We start from the raw sequence: 19,487 nt of genomic DNA, 5'->3' as shown, positions 1-19,487 counted from the left end.
TGTCTGGTACCGCTTACAATATAACATATTGTGTAACCTTTTTCAATCCGCAACGCCGTGAAATCCGCACATTTTATTGACTTGTTCGGTCAAATGATTCCCAATGAAGACTAATTTTTGTTACAATAGGGTGATCGTAAAAAAAGGAGTACACCCATGAAAACAGATTTATTGCCTGCTCCTCTCCTGTGGGGAGATAAACGGTTCCACACTTGGAATTACGAAATGCGTGAGCAATTTCAAAATAAAGTGTTCAAAGTCATGCTAGATGCGGGTTTTACCTGTCCGAATCGCGATGGCTCCATCGCTAAAGGGGGCTGCACCTTTTGTAGCGCACGCGGATCGGGTGATTTTGCCGGGCGTCGTCGTGATGATCTGGTCACCCAGTTTAATACGATTCGGGATCGACAGCATCTAAAATGGCCAAACGCCAAATATATTGGCTATTTCCAAGCCTACACGAATACGTATGCCCCGGTTGAGGAACTGCGAGAATACTTTGAGGTAATTCTGGAGCAGCCCGGCGTTGTCGGTCTGTCCATCGCTACACGTCCTGATTGCCTGCCTGACGATGTAGTGGATTACCTTGCCGAGCTAAACGAACGCACGTACCTGTGGGTCGAAATGGGTCTGCAAACCGTCCATGAATCGACCTCAGAGCTGATTAACCGCGCTCATGATACTCAATGCTATCTGGAGGCGGTGGAAAAGTTGCGCAAGCGGAATATCCGCGTGTGCGCCCACATTATTTATGGTCTGCCCCAAGAGACGCATGAAATGATGCTTGATACGGGACGTGCAGTAGCGGCTATGGATGTGCAGGGCATCAAAATCCACCTGCTGCATCTCATGCGCAAAACGCCTATGGTCAAGCAGTATGAAGCGGGATTGCTACGCTTTCTGGAAAAGGACGAATACGTGAAGCTGATTGTTGATACACTGGAGTTTTTACCTCCCGAAATGATTGTTCATCGGTTAACCGGAGATGCCCCACGCGATTTGCTAGTGGGACCCATGTGGTCGCTCAAAAAATGGGAAGTGCTCAATGCCATTGATCATGAACTGAAGTCACGCGAAACGTGGCAGGGAAAATACTGGAGGCAACCTTAAATGGGATTCCTATCCGTCCTGAGCTACGCTCATCAATTGGTGGCTACGCGGGTGCAGCCAGGCGATACTGCTATAGACGCTACCGTCGGTACAGGAGCAGATACGTTATTTCTGGCAAAAGCTGCTGGCAAACGGGGCCGTGTCTATGGCTTTGACATCCAGCAAGAAGCACTGCATTGCGCCCGTCGTCGACTGGAAGAAAACGCTTCACCTTCATTAGCAGAAGTATCGCTACTACTACAAGGTCATGAGCAAATGCGGGAGGCCGTTCCGGACATGCTGCATGGCAAAGTCGCTGCGGTCATGTTTAACCTTGGTTACTTGCCATCCGAAGGCGCCGATCCTACGGTCATCACGCATACGCACAGTACGCTCGTCGCACTGGATGCTGCCTTACAATTGCTGCGACCACGCGGCATTCTGACTGCCGTACTCTATCCAGGGCATGCTGGAGGAAGTGAAGAAGCAGATGCCGTTCTTCAATGGGCTTCTGCTCTCCCGGTCTCCAGCGGTCAAAGCATTATTTATCGTCAATTACAACGAGCCGCTTCACCTTACGTAGTGGCAGTTGAGAAGAAATAATGTCGGATTTTAAACTCAGGTTATGAGCGGCTTTTTTAGCCGCCTTACATATATCATTTTTTTAGCTCGTTTGGGCGCTATTCATCCCAGTTTATTGCCCATCAGCACGTTATTGATTTCCCTATTCTGTTAGATCACACTCATTTACTCATTATGGAGGAGAGAAATTATGCTAAAGCCATACCCGCTGCAATTTCAACCTGAGTTCAAAGAGAGAGTTTGGGGAGGACGGGCCTTAGAGCAATTTGGTCTAACCCCACCAGAAGGACATATCGGGGAAGGATGGATGATTGCCGATCATCCAAACGGAACAACAACGGTCATCAATGGTGAGCTGGCAGGCAAAGGACTGGATGAAATTCGCGAGACCTACGGGCAAGATTGGCTCGGGGCCAAGGGTGTATCGGAAAAAGGCGGACGATTCCCACTTTTGATCAAACTACTGGATTGTAATGATGACTTATCCGTTCAGGTGCATCCGACAGATGATTACAAAGGACTTCCAGCCGGAGAATTAGGAAAAACTGAAATGTGGTACGTGCTTGATGCCAAGCCGGATGCCAAGATTATTTATGGTCTGACCGAAGGTGTAACCCGCGAGAGTCTGCGTACAGCTCTTGAAAGTGGGGACATCCTCGGCAGTTTGCGTCAGGTCCCAGTCGAAGCAGGCGATACATTCTTCATCCCCGCTGGAACCGTACATGCACTGTGTGCAGGCGTTGTCGTTGCTGAAATCCAGCAAAATTCGGATACTACCTATCGCTTATATGACTATAATCGCCCCGGACTGGATGGCAAGCCTCGTGAGTTGCATATCGAGGATTCCCTCAATGTAACCTCCTACGCAGGTGCAGGCGCAACAACGATGAAAACGGACGGCTTACAGCCTGGAAAATGGCTCCAGCTGGCAGCCTGTGAGTATTTTGTTGTGGAAAAGGGTATCGTAGATGGAAGTTGGGCACTTTCTACAACGGAAGACAGCTTCACCATTCTCGTGATTTGTGAAGGCAGTGGGACCATAACATGGAACAATAATACCGAGTCTCTTTCCTGTAAAGCTGGAGATTGCTTCCTGTTGCCCGCTAACCTGAGCGGTTACACGCTGAATGACGGAATGACCGTACTTAGATCTTATCTTCCTTAAGGCTTAAAGGATGTGATGTCTAATTATGCGGGAATACACCTTCACCATCGCTGAAAATGATGGAACAGAGCTTTTTGCCTACCGCTGGCTGCCCGATCAGAATTTGCCCATTAAGGGGATTGTTCAAATTTCGCATGGTATGTGCGAGACGTCCTATCGGTACATCCGACTGGCCGAAAAGCTTACTGCTTGCGGTTACGGTGTGTATGCCAACGATCATATCGGTCACGGGCGCACGGCTGGTGATCCTGATAAGCTGGGTATGCCAGGAGCTGATGCGTTTAATCGAATGGCAAATGGCATGCTGGAGCTAGGCGAAATTGTGGCTAAGGAATTCCCTGAACAGTCTCGTTTTTTGCTGGGTCACAGCATGGGGTCCTTTTTAACCCAGAAAATTATGTATGACGATCGGCAGACGTATCATGGGTTTATTTTATCGGGAACCAACGGAAGACGTGGTCTTCTAAAACTCGGAGAGCAAGTTGCTCTACTGCAAGCCAAACTGCAAGGAATGGATCATCGCAGTATGTTGCTCAACGCTATGGTCTTTGGAGGCTTTAATCGTGCCTTTCGTCCGGTGCGCACAGCGTTCGACTGGCTGTCCCGTGATCCTGAGGAAGTAGATCAGTTCGTGCACGACCCATTATGTGGAGCTATTTGCACGACAGGCTTTTTTCTGGATTTTTTCAGGCTATTGCAAGAAATCCATTGGCCTTCCTCACTGAAACATATCAATCCCAAACTGCCAGTTTATATTTTTGCCGGGGATCGTGATCCAGTGGGTTTGTTCGGTAAAGGCGTGTTGTCACTAGTGCAAATGTATCGAAGCCTAGAGCTTCAGGACATAGAGTATCGCCTCTATCCTGATGGTCGCCATGAGATGCTTCATGAAACAAACCGCGACGAGGTGATGAGTGACATCGTAGACTGGCTCGACCGTCATGTTAATACAGAGGTGACCTCTGTTTCCACATTGTCTGGAGCCTCCGATGAACCTGAACAATCAACCTCGTCCAAGTCATCAGCCTTGTGAGGAAATAAGAAAAGAAACCTTTAAAACCACGATTAAAGTGGGATTGAAGGTTTCTTTTCTTATTCCTTTTTATTTTCCATTTGGGTTAGTTTTAAAAATCACCATGCATTTCGTTCTCTCAGGGAAGTAATATGAGCTGTGTGATGTTTGCCATGCCAGGCATAGATACCGATGTTTCGTTCCAGGCGGATCGTCTGGCCCGATTCAGGATGAATAAACGATCGGTGTAGCTGATCCTCTCCCAACGATCGCAACACGGTCACCCACCGTTCATGCAGTCCTTCTAGCAATTGCAACGAGGGCTCCAGTGGAAGTTCCCTGGCGTCTGGTATTTCGGCCCAACGTCCCTCATCATATGGCTTGATCGTCGGTGTATCCTCCGTCAGCGCCAGTTTAAAACGCATATAGCTGTTCATATGGCTGTCTGCCACATGATGAACTACCTGCCTTATCGTCCAGCCCCCTTCACGATAAGGCGTATTTAGCTGCTGCTCATTCAGTCCTTCGACCGCCAGACGCAGCTGTGCAGGCAATTCAGCAATGTCGTGAATCCATGCGATAAGCTGTTCTTCTGTAATGGTGTCTGGAACAACGAATGATCCTATCGGATAGCGCAAGTCTTTGTCCAAAACAGTTCCCGCCCTTCTCTACATCTACTGACAGTAATGTCTGTAGCCTTATGTGATAACTATGCAGGAAAAAAAGCAAACTCGCAAGAGTCTGCTTTTGTCATACACGTAAAGAGGAGATACACTTACCCCATTTATTTTATCCTTCCAGTAACAATGATTCCGGATCTTCCAGCAATTCTTTGACCGTTACCAGGAAACGAACTGCCTCACTGCCATCAATAATCCGGTGATCGTAGGACAACGCGATATACATCATCGGACGATTTTCCATTCGTTCCTCGTCGATGGCAATCGGGCGAAGTTGGATTTTATGCATTCCTAAAATCCCCACTTGCGGCGTATTGAGAATTGGCGTAGACAGCAGGGAACCGAAAATACCTCCATTGGTTATGGTAAAAGTTCCTCCTTGCAAGTCGGCCAGAGAAAGCGAATTGGAGCGTGCTTTGCCAGCCAAATCTGCAATGCTCTTCTCGATCTCAGCAAAGCCAAGACGATCGGCATCCCGTACAACTGGCACAACCAAACCTTCCTTGGCAGATACAGCAATCCCAATATCATAGTATTTTTTCAGTACGATATCATCGCCATTAATTTCAGCATTCACGGTAGGGAAGCGCTTGAGAGCACCAACCACTGCCTTTGTAAAGAAGGACATAAAACCCAAGCCTACATCATGTTTTTCCTTAAACTTATCTTTACGGCGTTTACGCACATCGAGAATGGCGGTCATATCCACTTCATTAAAAGTGGTCAGCATGGCAGCTGTCTGCTGTGCTTCAACAAGACGCTTAGCGATCGTCGCTCTGCGACGAGACATGCGCTGGCGTTCCACAGGCTTGCTGTACTCCGTTTGCGCTGAAGACGGAGGCGCAGGCTTGCTAGTAGCGGGAGACGCAGATATAGATGCTGCACGTGATACTTCAGCGCTGTTATGCGTTTTTACGTCCTCCTGGAATACACGTCCGAGCGGGTCCTTTCCCTGTACCTGCTCAAGATCAATCCCGCGCTCACGCGCTAACTTCCGTGCAGATGGTGATGCCGTCTGGCCATTTCCGTCGCTATTCGATGAAATAGGCGGTGCAGACTTTTCTTCTACTTTAACGCCGCCTCCTACGGAAGACGGTGAAGTCGCTACGGACGGTGCTTCAGGCGCTTGAGTCGCTGCAACTTCTCCAGCACCAGTTGAATCCGCACTACCACTGCCGCTTCCGATCAGACCAACAGCTTCACCAATGACCACAGTATCTCCCTCCTGACGAAGGATTTTCTGCACCACACCTGCTTCTTCCGCACTAATTTCCAGATTGACCTTATCGGTTTCCAACTCCAGCAGAACATCTCCCTGTCCTACGGAATCCCCTTCCTTCACAAGCCATTTGGAGATTGTTCCCTCCGTGATGGATTCTCCCATTGCCGGCACTATAATATCGCTCACAGCCGCTACCTCCCCAGTGTAATATTGTTTTTGGAATCCTGCTTCAACGCCGATTGAATAATTCGCTGTTGTTCTAGGCTGTGTACTTGCTGATAACCGCTGGCCGGGCTTGAACGATCTGGTCTGCCTGCGTAACGAATTTCCGCTCCCTGTGGCACAACATTCCGCAGGCGAGGTTCAATGTAACTCCAAGCCCCCATATTTTTAGGTTCTTCCTGAGCCCATACGAACTCCTTAACATGCGGGAAGCGACCGAAAATATTCCGAATTTCCTCTTCCGGGAAAGGGTATAACTGCTCCACACGAATAATATGCAGACGCTCTTCTGCCTCATTCTTATCCTTTTCCAATGCTTCTTCGAGATCAATGGCAATCTTGCCACTGCACAGTACAATGCGTTCTACACGATCCGGACGTGCACCCAGACCAGGCTGTTCCAACACAGGACGGAATGCTCCTTCGCTAAATTCAGAAGCAGGCGAAGCGACACGATTATTACGAATCAGGCTCTTCGGCGACATCATCACCAGCGGGCGGGCTTCCTCACTTTCGCTTAATGCAGCCTGACGGCGCAGCAGATGGAAATATTGGGAGGCACTGCTCAAATTAGCGACAGTCCAGTTATTTTGTGCGGACAACTGGAGAAAACGCTCCAGACGTGCGCTCGTATGCTCTGGTCCTTGTCCTTCGCTACCATGCGGTAGCAGCATCACCAGACTCGATTTCTGTCTCCATTTGGCACGGCCTGCGGAAATAAATTGGTCAAAAATAACCTGTGCACAGTTGGCAAAATCGCCGAATTGTGCTTCCCAAATCACTAACGTTTCAGGAGAATACACGTTATAGCCATATTCAAAGCCAAGGACAGATGCCTCAGACAATGGACTGTTATGAATACTGAACGAAGCACGTGCTTCCGGCAATGTATGCAACGGGCAATGTGTACGGCCTGTTTCAGGCTCATGCAGCACAAGGTTACGGTGAGCAAATGTAGCTCGCTCCGCATCTTGGCCTGTCATACGAATAGGCTTGCCGTCTGCGAGAATGGTAGCCAAAGCCAGCGTCTCCGCCAAACTCCAATCTACCTTTTCACCTTCGTTCAGAGCGGTTTTTCTACGCTGTAAAATTCGATCCAGCTTCGGATATACGTGAAAAGACTGTGGCCATTTGAGTAAGTTTTCATTGATTTGGCGCAGTTTTTTCAATTCCACTGCAGTACGTACCACAGAACTCTGATTCTTTTTCGCCTTCACAGGAGTAATCTCCGGCTCTTGTTCCGGTTGATTCTTCACCTGCTCATGCGCTTCCTTCAGTCTGTTTTGCACCTTTTCAATGAGGCCGGCACTAAACGCTTCGTCCACAATCCCCTGCTTCATCAGCTTTTGAGTATACAATTTGCTCACCGTCGGATGATTCTTCACCTTACGATATACCAGCGGTTGTGTTGTTTCCGGGTCATCGGATTCATTGTGACCATAACGACGGTAACCAATCAGATCAATCAGAAAATCCTTCTTGAAACGATTGCGATATTCGCCAGCCATACGAGCAGCTGCAATACAAGCTTCGGGATTATCCGCGTTCACATGCACAATTGGAATTTCATAGCCTTTAGCGAGATCACTGGCATAACGGGTCGAACGGGAATCAACACTCTCTGTCGTAAAGCCCAGACGATTATTCACAATAATATGAACTGAACCGCCATTGCGGAAGCCGCGCAAATTCGTGAAATTAAGTGATTCTGCCACGATACCTTCACCTGGGAAAGCAGCATCACCGTGCATAATAATGGTAGCTGCCTTGCTCACATCCAGCTTCGGATAACCAGCCTCACTGCGGTCTTCCTGTGCAGCTCGTGAAAATCCTTGTACCACCGGATTCACATATTCCAGGTGACTTGGGTTATTCGCCAATGTCAGACGGGCCTGCACCGCTCCCCCATCTTTTACAAAACGATCAGCACCCAGATGATATTTCACATCGCCAGTCCAGCCGTAGTTAATTCCTGTGGAACCTTCCGACGGGATCAAATCCTTATTCGGCGAATGATGAAATTCAGAGAAAATTTTACTGTAAGGCTTGCCCAGCACATGTGCCAGTACATTCAAACGGCCGCGATGCGCCATGCCCATCAGGACATGACTTGCTCCTGCATTTGTGGTTAGACGAATAATCTCGTCGAGAACAGGGACAAGCACATCATTACCCTCGATGGAAAAACGTTTCTGTCCGACAAATGTTTTATGCAAAAACTCTTCGAACTGTTCTACTTCTACCAATCTGCCCAGCAACGACTTGCGTTCCTGTGTGGTGAGGGGCTTGGAGGACCAACCGGATTCTGCATAGCTGTTCAGCCAGCGGCGTTCCTCCTCGTTATGAATATGACTAAATTCATAGGCAATCGGACCAGTGTATGCTACACGTAACCGTTGAATGGCTTCCCATCCGTTAAGTGTTCCCGCAGGAGCGTTATCCCATATTAAAGAGGCTGGAAAAGCCTTCAAGTCTTGTTCAGTTAAACCGTAAGATGCTGGATTAAGCAAGCGTGTATCCTGCTCTGCATCCAGTTCCAGCGGATCGATTTGGGCGGCTAAATGTCCGTATTCACGGATATTCCATACCATTTTGCCCGCTGTAACCGCTTTCTGTAATGTATTCGAATCAAGATGCCCCAAAGCACTTGTGGGGGGGCCTTGCAATTTGTTGTCTATCATGGAAGCAGCCGAGTATTCGGATTGTGGCGGCTCACCCCATTGATCAAACAGCTCGCGATAAGCCGGATCAACTGTTCCGGGGTCCGCTACATACTTCTCATACTGGTCCTGCACATAACCTAAATTAGGTCCGTAATACGCCTGCCAAGGTACCTGTCTGCTGCTCTCTTCCATTGTCATCTCGTTCCCTCCGTCAAATTTTGAAATTCATAGCTGGACGGAAATCATTTTCATTTTTTTATTAATCTTCAATTTAAGTTGTTCACAATATGCTCACATTATATGAAATTCTTCATCAAAAGTCGAATTTCACAATTCTTATTCCTCTTCCATTGTATAAAGTTTTCTAGCTATGAGCATTTCCTTTTTCTCAACATATCCATGCGTAAATGAGATGAATCGGGCTAATCTGTAATCAAACACCTGGCAACTTAAATAACCAGCCGTCGAATATCAACTGACAGCTGGTTATTTAGTCTATGTTGCACCTCATAACGCCAAACGAGTTTGAATGCAACTTCCGAGTCCACCCCACTATGATTACCGTCAACAGCAGAATTTAAAAGGCAGAAGGTCCGATACGATGCAAATTCAAACGTAAAGTGACATTAAAGTCACTTTTCTGTACAATATTCCTACTTTTCACTATTATTTTAATTAGGCATCTAAAAACCGCTTTGAAAGCGAAAGGGATGGAACTGTGACTGGACTAAAACAAGTACTCAGAAACAAGAATTATGTCAGGTTTTTTCTGGCAACCTTCGCCTCACAAATGGGAGGAATTATCGGGGTTACTGCATTCATGTTTTATTTGTTGAAACGGTTTACAAATCAGCCTTATTATGCAACGCTTGCCGAGTTAATGTATTCGCTTCCTATGCTGGTAGTATTTCTCGTAGTTGGAGTGCTGGCAGATCGGATGGACAGACAAAAAATTGCTGTTAATTGTGACTGGATCAGCGCTTTTTTATCCTTATGTTTGCTTATTTTTATTTGGGTCGATTCGATTCCTTTGATATTTGCCCTCCTGTTCATCCGTAGTGCTGCCTCCAAATTTTTCTTCCCGGCCGAAAGTGCCATTATACAGGGAATATTAAGCGAAGATGATTACACTATTGCCGCAGGCCTCAATCAAATGATGGGGAGTCTTTTCATGCTATTCGGAGGAACTCTCGGGGCCGTCGTTTACTGGCACTTTGGAATTACTGGAGCCATCCTAATTGATGCTGTTTCTTTTATTGTGTCTGCACTGCTTATTCGTTCCTGCAAAATTCCAAAGGAAGTACGCCTTCCGAACGGGGCACATCAATTCAAACAATTAAAATTCAAACTTGTCATGATCGATTTTAAACAAGGGTTTCTTTACATATTACGCAACAGACTATTGCTTTGGTTGGTTTCAGGCTTTTTTATGTTCGGTATTTTAAATGGTGGTTTTAGCGTTTTACCGATGTTTATTCTTAAATACAAGCTAGCTCCAGGCAATTACGAGCAGTATATGGTATGGACGGGTATTATTTTTGGGGCTGGTGTGTTGCTTGGTACCCTAATCGCTTCTCTCATCTCTGCCAAGCTAAAACTACACCAAATGATTGCAGCGGGAGTTCTGGTAGCCGGAATGGGTATGTGCACACTTGGATTTGTTAACCACATCTACGCTTTCCTGATTATCAACTTTGTCATCGCACTGATACTTCCGTTCATTAACATCGGCATAGGAGGATGGCTTCCTCGTATTGTAGATCCTCAAATGATGGGACGTGTGCAAGGTTTGATTAATCCGTTAATGATGCTGTCCCAGTCTCTTACATTAGGTTTCATTGCTGTTAGCTTTCCTTCATTTATTTCAATTGAAATTCTGTTTTTATTAGTTGGGGTCTGTACCGTTATTGTAGGAATATACTACACTATTGTGCTTCCCCGTTATGCTGATTACAGTACTTCTTCCAAGACCCTTCAGGAATCTTTATAGGCAAATTAAAAAAGTCATACAGCAGACCATTCCGCCAGCGATTGCGATTGTTGAGTTGCCACTTCTGCCTCCGAATCCAGTTCAGAGGTGGCTTCATACATTCGTTGCATACGACTAGCTCGTCAAAACCCAGTAGAGACAAAGACTAATAGGGTATGTAATATTCAAAAAAAAACGCCCGGCAGACGCATTAGCTGCATCAGCAGGACATTTTGATTGAAATCGGAGTAGCGGGATTCGAACCCACGACCTCACCCACCCCAAGGGTGCGCGCTACCTAGCTGCGCTATACCCCGATAACCCAGTGTATGTAGATCGATGCTGTTATTTACTATTATATTCTGGTCATAAAATCCTGTAAAGGGATTATTTTCACGTTAAGAGGTCAAAAACAGAGATCATAGGAGCTAACCATGCAAAGCAAAAAATTACTTATCCCCATTGCATTACTTCTTTTAATACAGTTAAGCGTTCCTATCTGCTATACCTTTGCACAGGATAACCTTGTCATAGATCATGAAACGAAAGAGAGAATCAAAGAACAATATGGCTTGGAAGAACCTCAGTCTCCTATATTAGAGCAGCAGCAAAACATTTTATTCGGAGGTGATTGGGGCTTTAATCCTTCTGCCGATGCTGTGATGCTGGAATTGACCATATGGATTCGGAATCCGCTCATTTTCATCAGTCAACAACTGATATATTCGGTGAAATCATAAGCTTTATTTCGACAAGTTCCATGATATAAAGCATAAGAATCATTTATTTCGTAGCAAATTGTCTGCCACCTAAGGTCACTTCATCCTTCTTATTGAAAAGGTTTAATTCAATGGGGCCCCTACCATGTAGCCACAGCAGTTCATCGAATAAAAATGTCAGTCCATCCTTGGCGCGCAAGCGCTCGATGATCTCCGTGACAACTTGCATAAGCTCCCCTTGTACACCCGCTGCCAGTTGCAGACCTCCGCTTTCTCCATCCAGGTAAAGATGCGTATGATATGACTGCTCCACCTTCTTCACATGGCGCAGACACAGTAAGCCATTTTCGAGGTAAAAGAAATATTGACGGTCATAAAGAACCCCTTCGCATATCTCATACATATGAGGGTAATCATACGGCCCCTGAACCATGGATACCCGTTCCAATTCCATTACCGATTCTGTCATACATCCTCGCTCCATTCCTTTGTTCAAAGTTTCTTATTTGCCAATATGCTCTCTTTTACAGGTAGTTTTTCAAACTAGGCTGTTGAACGATAATTAATTGCTAATTGTAAAACGTTTTGATACGATAAGCATATTACTATGACGTTCACAAATAACATCTCAATAAACCAAATGCACATTACAGTGTTATTTTTGTTGTTTCTAGAATACATTGAATAGTGTTTATTGTCAATACTTTGATAGGTTTTTTTAACACTATAGAGTGCATTTATCTGGAGGAAAATATGATAAAGATTCATCTTTCCCGTATTATGGGCGAAAAACGAATAAATATTGCCGAGCTTTCTCGCATGACTGGATTACATAGAAACGGAATCACCAAACTTTACAACGAAGAAACAGACGGTGTGAAATTTGATACGCTAGATAAAATTTGTAAAGCTCTAGACTGCCATGTTCAAGATGTTATCGAGTATGTAGAGGATGATACAAATTAGTAAAATGGACTTCTCTTGTTATGGGAAACTGTTTCAATTAGGTTTTCTAAAAGCTGCCCTTCAATGCAAACGCCCGAATTGCCTATCCAACCCTAAATACACTTTGTAGACCCCTTGCGTACTCCTTGGTGAGCTGATCAAATACTTGCCAGAAGACGACGAAGAGAGCCGTTAATATGCTTACGGCTCTCTGTTCTTTATATAATACTCCAAATACTTGTTTACCGATCTCCCACTCAAATTAGATTCGATGATCAAACTCCCTTCCTGTCAGGCGATTTTAAATAAATTCTCCCCATGTATATTTATCAAATAATGTATCAGGGTTATGTTGTCCCTTTAAAAATTGCGTACATTTTATTCGTTACGATCATCATCACATCCATACTCAAACCAGTGATAACAGGACGATTTACGCTAGTATAAGACTTTGGTTTAGGGCACTGTTTCCATCGTAGTAGTATCAGGTATGAACGCCATCCTGTATGCGGACTGTCAGCAATCCATCCCCCGTTGTATCGGTACTCTACGAGTTTTCCGTCGACTTTGACTTGAGTCAATCGGTTCTGATCGTCAAAACTGTTTTCACGCGGCTTTGTATGAGGAGATCTCTCCGTTTCCCTCGTAAGGCGGTTCCCTCTGGCACATACGAATAATCATCCTGATTCGGGTCGTGCTTTTCATTCTTGAGATGAAAAGCAACCACATGCAAGAGTTTTACATGTGGTTAATATAAAAAACCATAATTATTATTATCTTTCTTTAATCCCTTTCAAATCTCTTACCATTTCCTTATATGGATTTAGGCAACACTTCATTCCTACTAGGCATGACAATCCATTATGGTTTATTCAATTATTTCACTTTTTTTAGCTACTATACCTGATAGTTTATTTCCTGATAACAAGTAGCTTATTCCACTTTGCGATACTTCTAGTTCTACGTTACTTTTTCTCGATAGCCAAATAATGTATCCATCCTCAAGGTGTTCAATGGCTACATCACCATCAATTGATGATATCTCGAAAGAAGGTGTCCCATCAATCCATTCGTCAAGATGAAAATATGTTGAAATTCCATCTTTGAATTTCTTTGGACAAATACATTCAATCTCTCCGAGTTGCCCTTTCTCATTTAGCCAAATGCAACATCCATTGCCAAGCTGAGTAGGTTTACAATCATCCGTCATATTATCTGTGACAATATTGTAGGTTTCAATAGACGGAGTGTATGTGCATGACACCCTAGAGATACTGTGGTTTGCATCAATCTCTTTTAATAGCACTACTAAAGTTCTCCTTTCGCTCTTTATTTGAAACTGCCAGGTTGAACTCCAACAATTTCTTTACTTGTTGGATTGACATAGACCTTAGTTCCAGTTGATGGATTAGTATATATCACGCTTCCTGGCTCACCCGGAGTTGGCTTTTTACTAAGTGCTGTTGTGATATCATCTGGCATAATATCTTTGCGACCTGACTTAAATAGCCTATTGTAAGCATGTTGATTCATTTTGAATCCTTGACCACCAACTTCGACACCATTCTCCATCCACTTATCAAATACAGGCCGTCTGGTCGCCCTTAACTCAGCATTTCCATCTGCACTGAAAATTTTGGCTTTAGCTTGTCCAGTGTTCCTACCATTACTAGGTCCAAACATGGAACCCACAGTACCAACAAGACCCGAAGATTCATAAACATATCCTGTGATATAAGCACTATAAGCCTCTAGTAGGTAACTCTTAGCCCAATCCGCCTTCTTTTTACTATTTCCATAAGGGCTTGTTTGGGTCGCTAACCCAAATAAAAATTTAAATTCATTGTTATTGTCATTATACACAGGAGCAAAAATACTACCTATTTCTTCTCTCCACAGCCAATAATCGGCCTGCTTTTTAGAATGTACGTCCTTCATAGCTAGTTCTAATTCATATTTAAACTGTTCCAATGGTCCAGTTGAAATATAATGCCCGCTAGGATCAATATAAATCAATGGATTGTTTTGGACATACGTATACAAATTTAAACTTGACGGATTATTCTGCTCTCCTTGATACGCATCCTCATTAATAAACCTTCCACTATCAGGATCATACCATCTGGCGCGAAGGTATTGTAATTCCGTTGTATCATCCCATAATTCGCCTGAATACCGAAATGGGTTGTGGACTTTTTCTTCCTTCACTTCTTCATTGCCCCAAATATCATATTGATATTGATTCAACAACGCTCCGGAGGAATCCCTGATTTCAATAATATCTCCGTGACCATTATAGACGGGATAGGCTTCTGTTTGATCCGCATAGGCTATAGCCTCTAATTTGAGACCTCGAATATAGTTAGCTTTTAAAACAGGTTTTCCATTTTCAATCGTAGCCTCTGCTATGATTTGGGCACTGTTCCCATCGTAGTAGTATCGAGTATGAACGCCATCCTGTATACGTTCTGTCAGTAATCCATCCCCGTTGTATCGGTACTCTACGAGCTTTCCGTTAATCTTGACTTGAGTCAATCGGTTCTGCTCGTCGAATCGATTCTCCCTCGGCTTCGTATGAGGAGCTCTCTCCGTTTCCATCGTAAGACGATTCCCTCTGGCATCATACGAATAAGCATCCTGATTATCGGTGGAGGTAGCAATCCGATTCAGCTTGTCATACGTAAATGAATCCTCTACACCATTTTGAATACGCTTCGTGATATTTTTACCAGGATCATAGCTATATTGAAAGCTGTTCGTTTCCGCATCAGATCGTGTGTACTTTAATTCAACTAACTCAATCCCGTTATATTTGTTTTGCTGGCGATAATCATTTGCAGATACTGTTGAATCCAGCAATCCATTTTTGGTATAGGAATATTCCGAAATAGGCTTATCTTTTGTGTTTCCTACGGTCTTCAATCTGTTCAATTGATCATACGTATAGTCTACTTGCTCGCCAAACGGCCCTGTCATTTCAGTTCGATTTCCATTAGCATCATACTGATTGGAGAGCTTTAGACCATCCGGGTAAGACAGGGTATCTAATTGCTCCGTATACGGATCATACGCATAGGATGTTGTACCCGTTTGATCCGTCATGCTTAGGCGTTTGCCCGCAGCGTCATATACGTAGCTGACCGTCTCATCTTTTCCTACACGCGACTTCAACCGATTACGGCTATCGTATTCAAATGAAGTGACGTTCCCGTTGCGATCTGTTTTCTTGGATAAGTTCCCGTTGGTATCAAAATAACGCTTCTCAACCTGGTTTTTCTCATCCTTGGTTTGAATCACTCTACCCAATTCATCATACGCCTTCACCTTGGCATGACCATCCGGATATGTGATCTGAGTGAGATTGCCCAGCATATCGTAAGTGTACTTCGTTGTTTCGCCGTTTGGCTCCGTCACAGATGTTTGGTCACCCAAAGCATTATATGAAAATTGAGTCTCATTACCATTCGCATCGGTTTGTTTTAAAATCAGGTCGTTTACAGCATCATACTCTACTTTGGAAGTTATTTTCTCAATACCGTCCATTGCTGATTTCTCTTTGTTTTGCACCAGACGATTCCATTTATCGTAGATTTGAATTTGTTCATTAAGCTCACCATCTCGTTGAGTTACTTGACGAAGAGCATCATTATACTCGACTACTGCTTGTGATCCGTCCGCGTAGGCTGTTGACGTTGTACGGCTCCAAGCGTCATAGCCATAACGTGTCAGGTGCCCAAGTGCATCTTCACTGGATACTAATCTGCCGTTAACGTCATAAGCTGATTTGGATTTGATCACATAATCGTTACCTTCATACAGCCCTGACTCGATATTCCAGCCCAAAGCATTGTAACGTGTTTTTGTTCGTATCCCGAGCTCATTCGTAACCGTTACAGTGTTCTCAAGATCATCGTAGGCTACATGGATACTTTTACCGTCCGGATAGGTTACAGCCTTTACGCGATCCAGAGCATCATATTGATACTCAGTTTTCTGACCTTTCCCATCCAGCGAGGAAGTGATTAAACCAGTTGGCTTATCATACTCTGACTGAATGGTTACCGTAGATTTTTCTCCATCAATATTTGTAACCTCTACACTTTGTTTCGTAGGAAAAGCATGGTCGTAGCCACTGCTGTATTCCGTGGTTGTAGTCACGGACTTGTTACCGTTCGTAATCGTCTGAACCGTTGTATTTCCGTAAGCATCAATACCTGAATAATTTACTTTTTGTAGTAGTTCTCCCCCAGAATGATCCTTGGAGACGATGGCCTGTGTTACTTTCCCCTGCGGGTTTCGAGTGTACTCTGTAACTCCAGTGCTGTTAGAATCAATCGGTTCCGTAATGGTTTTAATCCTATGCTTGTCGTCATACGTATACGCAGTTTGTGAACCTTTTTCATCCACTGAGCTTGTCATATTACCGTAATCATCATATTCAGCAGCAGTTGTCAAAACGTCTCCATTTTGATTATTGCTGGACGAGGTACGGGTCGGAACAGGTACGGTATAGGCTTTGCCTGTCACCTGCTTACCGTATTGATAAGCTGTACTCTTTTCAGAATCTCCTGCTTTAAACACAGATTGATCCAGGTAATACTGTGGTGGCGTGTCTGCACTAATAAATTTTTTAGTATAATTGAAGGTCGAACGAACTAATCCATTGTCTGTTACAGTAGAGAACGAAGTATCTTTCACATAGCTCTCACCCATATCAGAATTATAATGAATCGTTTCCTGATTATAGTTTTCCGTTTGATTATTTTGATATGTGATTTGATCTACACGTGAGACCGCTCGATATGCCTCGTTTACCGAATTGGAGCCAATATAGCGTTTTACTGGCTGGTCTTCGTAAGTATACAAAGTAGAGGCTCCAGTAGGATGAAATACTTTGGTTAACAAAGCGTACGGATTAGAGATTTGTCTTTCTGGATGTGACGCACTCAAATTAAACTTGGCAGGTGCCAATGTATAGGAATATGTCGTTTTTCTGCCTTCGGCATCTGTAACTGAATCCAGTAATTCAACACCTTGTTCTGTATGTTTATGATAGACAACTGTGCGGTTTCCTTTAGACAAAGTAACGTCTGTAGCCGTATATTGAATATCAATCGAGTTACCGATCGCATCTTCTACCTTACTAAGCAATTTACGTTTATAAGTAGCATTGAGTTCATAATTGAACTTTATCGTGTTACGATATCCATCTTCAATTTGCAGCAACTGACCGTCTTTGGAGAAATATTGTTTTTTCATTCCATCCACAGAAGTTAATACATAGGCTGAATTTTCTCCATTAACTATTACTGAAGTGTCAAGAGTGAAGGTCAGTCCTTTCCAGTCGTAACCTTTAAGCTGGTCACCCTCAATTTCATAGCTTCCACCATCCCCCAAGTGCACGTACTGCTTGCCCTCCTTGGTTTCTACATAAGGCAAATTCCAGGACCACCCCTTGCCAAGAGGGCTCAATTGATCTTCCATGGCAGGATAGGTACGGTTTTGAAAAATAAATGAAGGTTGATAGGCTACGATCTCAGCAAAAACGGTAGCGTCCGCATCTGCTGCAATATAATATTTATTCCCATCGTCACTCGGAATTTCAGTCTGAGGATTACTGTTAATTAAATCCCTGTAATGTTCAGCCTCAGCAATAGTTGTAAATAGTGCTGTCTGTCGGCGAACAGCCGTTTCGAGACCCTCTGAGACAATCGTTTCAATTTGCGGCGATCCTTCCATGGTAAAGGCTGTTCTTGTCCTTCCACCTTTTCCATTACTTGTCCACTCGCTATAACCAATATCGCTAGTATAACCGGGCTTGGTAACAGTTCCGCTATAATCTTGCCTCCATTCTCGGGTATCAGCAGTTCCCTGATTGAAAACTGTTCCTGAATAATACGCCGTTCCTGATTCGGTACACATTACTCTACCAGGAGCGTAACTGGGGCACCTTGGATAAACCAGCATAGATGATAAACTTAAATCCCCTACATATGAATCCCTGTCATAATGCATTTTAGAGTCTCCACATGCCGGGCTACCTGGAAAGTATCGCGAAGCGTTACCCGCACTATCATAGTAGAACGTATTCATAACGCTGCATTGTTCCCAGAATATATTTTTAGAACTAGGACCTGTATAAGATCCCTTGATGACTCTGGCTTGTCCATCTTTGTTTAAGGTTCCCGTAAATCCATCTTTGCTGTACTTTATTGAATCGGGAAAAGCCTTCTCCCATTTTCCCGTTTGAGAGTCCTTTTCTACTCTGGACTCCGGAGCTGTAGTATAGGTTATTTTTTGCCCCGCTGCTTGACTAGCAGCTTCATAGGTTGTGTATGTGCCTATAACTTTGGTTTCCGGCTGAAGATTATAGGTATTCACATCAACATTCCCATCACCGTCTGTGTCCTCTTGTACCCATCTTTTTTGCTGATAAGCTACCTTGTACGACTTAGTAATAGGTTTCATCATCGCCTTAAAGTAGACATAATAGTTTTGCACAGCAGCACTGTTGTCGACAATTTCAGCGCCTTTGTCAAAAAATTGAGCACGATTTGTATCATATTGACGCGTCAATGAAAAGCTCAGTCCGTTTCGTCCAGGCAGAGTTAAATCTGTGTTTTGCAGCGATAAGCTACCTGATAAAGTGGATATCGATTCTTTATCATCGCCAACAGAATAAGGTGCTTCATTAAAAGAAGATTTATTGTAAACGGGCGCTTCCTCTCTAATAGGTGGAAGCTGTGGCACATTCGCCATGAGATTTAGTTTCAGGAAATCCGTCTTATATACATCTTCAGTGACTTTGTTCGTAGGAACAGGATCATCAGTTGGATAAACATCATCTGTAACACTATGAGAAATCAGGTTATCTAGTGGAGCATCCGATAGCTTATTATATACGTCACTTGTTACAGTCTGTGACTGGTTTTCCTCTGAAGGAAATAACGAAGCTACTGCCTGCTCGTAGCTTATATGATCCTGTTCAGCCATATATAACGCTGTATAAATTTGATTTAATGAATAACCTTTTCTTAATTGTTCCGAAAGAAAAGATGATGTGACTCCAAATCGGGCAGCCATTTGATCCGCCGAATATTGCGAACTGTCATTTCCTGCACCGAACACATTTGGAGGAACAATGCCGCTAATTGTACTGAAAATAAATGTGATAATCATGATCATTGCTATATGACGTCTTATTGTTCTAAATCGCAAG

General features: G+C 44.1%; 13 protein-coding genes and 1 tRNA gene. 7 read left to right on the top strand and 7 right to left on the bottom strand.

Annotation, left to right across the window (positions count from 1 at the left end; genetic code table 11):
* Positions 1-156 precede the first annotated feature (156 nt).
* From NSQ57_RS07320 to NSQ57_RS07305, 4 genes are all read left to right on the top strand, one after another.
* Complete coding sequence (locus tag NSQ57_RS07320) at positions 157-1,110, top strand: TIGR01212 family radical SAM protein (RefSeq protein ID WP_029516466.1); 954 nt, start codon at positions 157-159, stop codon at positions 1,108-1,110.
* Entirely contained in the window at positions 1,111-1,692 is a 582-nt protein-coding gene (locus NSQ57_RS07315) for a class I SAM-dependent methyltransferase (RefSeq protein WP_029516465.1), read from the top strand. It abuts the gene before it with no gap.
* Positions 1,693-1,861: 169 nt separating this feature from the next.
* Positions 1,862-2,836 carry a type I phosphomannose isomerase catalytic subunit gene (locus tag NSQ57_RS07310; protein WP_029516464.1) on the top strand — a complete coding sequence of 325 codons (975 nt, stop codon included), beginning with the start codon at positions 1,862-1,864 and terminating at the stop codon, positions 2,834-2,836.
* A gap of 25 nt (positions 2,837-2,861) precedes the next feature.
* A complete protein-coding gene (locus tag NSQ57_RS07305; protein ID WP_165145032.1) occupies positions 2,862-3,869 on the top strand; it encodes an alpha/beta fold hydrolase in 1,008 nt (335 codons plus the stop codon).
* 98 nt (positions 3,870-3,967) lie between these two features.
* On the opposite strand, the gene NSQ57_RS07300 is transcribed toward NSQ57_RS07305, so the two are convergent.
* From NSQ57_RS07300 to NSQ57_RS07290, 3 genes are all read right to left on the bottom strand, one after another.
* Positions 3,968-4,498 (bottom strand): YfiT family bacillithiol transferase, encoded by a 531-nt coding sequence (locus NSQ57_RS07300; RefSeq protein ID WP_342425853.1) that lies wholly within the window; start codon positions 4,496-4,498, stop codon positions 3,968-3,970.
* Between the two features lie 139 nt (positions 4,499-4,637).
* Complete coding sequence (gene odhB, locus NSQ57_RS07295) at positions 4,638-5,936, bottom strand: 2-oxoglutarate dehydrogenase complex dihydrolipoyllysine-residue succinyltransferase (protein ID WP_165145028.1); 1,299 nt, start codon at positions 5,934-5,936, stop codon at positions 4,638-4,640.
* Positions 5,937-5,941: 5 nt separating this feature from the next.
* The gene (locus NSQ57_RS07290) at positions 5,942-8,833 is read right to left on the bottom strand and encodes a 2-oxoglutarate dehydrogenase E1 component (protein WP_342425852.1); all 2,892 of its coding nucleotides are present in this window, start codon (positions 8,831-8,833) and stop codon (positions 5,942-5,944) included.
* A 520-nt stretch (positions 8,834-9,353) separates the two neighbouring features.
* Between NSQ57_RS07290 and NSQ57_RS07285 the strand changes: the two genes are divergently transcribed.
* Complete coding sequence (locus NSQ57_RS07285) at positions 9,354-10,625, top strand: MFS transporter (protein WP_029516459.1); 1,272 nt, start codon at positions 9,354-9,356, stop codon at positions 10,623-10,625.
* A gap of 222 nt (positions 10,626-10,847) precedes the next feature.
* Here NSQ57_RS07285 and NSQ57_RS07280 read toward each other — a convergent pair.
* Positions 10,848-10,921, bottom strand: a tRNA-Pro gene (locus NSQ57_RS07280).
* Between the two features lie 117 nt (positions 10,922-11,038).
* Here NSQ57_RS07280 and NSQ57_RS07275 point away from each other — a divergent pair.
* Positions 11,039-11,344, top strand: a complete 306-nt coding sequence (locus NSQ57_RS07275) for a hypothetical protein (protein ID WP_029516458.1) — start codon at positions 11,039-11,041, stop codon at positions 11,342-11,344.
* 43 nt (positions 11,345-11,387) lie between these two features.
* Here the strand turns inward: NSQ57_RS07275 and NSQ57_RS07270 are convergent, their stop codons facing one another.
* The gene (locus NSQ57_RS07270) at positions 11,388-11,792 is read right to left on the bottom strand and encodes a hypothetical protein (protein WP_340931738.1); all 405 of its coding nucleotides are present in this window, start codon (positions 11,790-11,792) and stop codon (positions 11,388-11,390) included.
* A gap of 284 nt (positions 11,793-12,076) precedes the next feature.
* Between NSQ57_RS07270 and NSQ57_RS07265 the strand changes: the two genes are divergently transcribed.
* Positions 12,077-12,289, top strand: a complete 213-nt coding sequence (locus tag NSQ57_RS07265) for a helix-turn-helix transcriptional regulator (protein WP_016820594.1) — start codon at positions 12,077-12,079, stop codon at positions 12,287-12,289.
* 847 nt (positions 12,290-13,136) lie between these two features.
* Here the strand turns inward: NSQ57_RS07265 and NSQ57_RS07260 are convergent.
* Both NSQ57_RS07260 and NSQ57_RS07255 read right to left on the bottom strand, forming a co-directional pair.
* A complete protein-coding gene (locus NSQ57_RS07260; protein WP_340884806.1) occupies positions 13,137-13,574 on the bottom strand; it encodes a hypothetical protein in 438 nt (145 codons plus the stop codon).
* A 23-nt stretch (positions 13,575-13,597) separates the two neighbouring features.
* Complete coding sequence (locus NSQ57_RS07255; RefSeq protein ID WP_342425851.1) at positions 13,598-19,486, bottom strand: RHS repeat-associated core domain-containing protein; 5,889 nt, start codon at positions 19,484-19,486, stop codon at positions 13,598-13,600.
* Position 19,487: the final 1 nt, after the last annotated feature.

Source organism: Paenibacillus sp. FSL L8-0502 (assembly GCF_038593055.1).
GTDB lineage: Bacteria > Bacillota > Bacilli > Paenibacillales > Paenibacillaceae > Paenibacillus > Paenibacillus polymyxa_D.
This window is presented reverse-complemented; position numbering and strand designations above follow the sequence as displayed.

What these genes read in the sequence shown, in the direction of transcription:
- NSQ57_RS07320 (WP_029516466.1), top strand. Translation starts at nt 157, where the DNA reads ATGAAAACAGATTTATTGCCTGCTCCTCTCCTGTGGGGAGATAAACGG.
- NSQ57_RS07315 (WP_029516465.1), top strand. Translation starts at nt 1,111, where the DNA reads ATGGGATTCCTATCCGTCCTGAGCTACGCTCATCAATTGGTGGCTACG.
- NSQ57_RS07310 (WP_029516464.1), top strand. Translation starts at nt 1,862, where the DNA reads ATGCTAAAGCCATACCCGCTGCAATTTCAACCTGAGTTCAAAGAGAGA.
- NSQ57_RS07305 (WP_165145032.1), top strand. Translation starts at nt 2,862, where the DNA reads ATGCGGGAATACACCTTCACCATCGCTGAAAATGATGGAACAGAGCTT.
- NSQ57_RS07290 (WP_342425852.1), bottom strand. Translation starts at nt 8,833, where the DNA reads ATGACAATGGAAGAGAGCAGCAGACAGGTACCTTGGCAGGCGTATTAC.
- NSQ57_RS07275 (WP_029516458.1), top strand. Translation starts at nt 11,039, where the DNA reads ATGCAAAGCAAAAAATTACTTATCCCCATTGCATTACTTCTTTTAATA.
- NSQ57_RS07270 (WP_340931738.1), bottom strand. Translation starts at nt 11,792, where the DNA reads ATGACAGAATCGGTAATGGAATTGGAACGGGTATCCATGGTTCAGGGG.
- NSQ57_RS07265 (WP_016820594.1), top strand. Translation starts at nt 12,077, where the DNA reads ATGATAAAGATTCATCTTTCCCGTATTATGGGCGAAAAACGAATAAAT.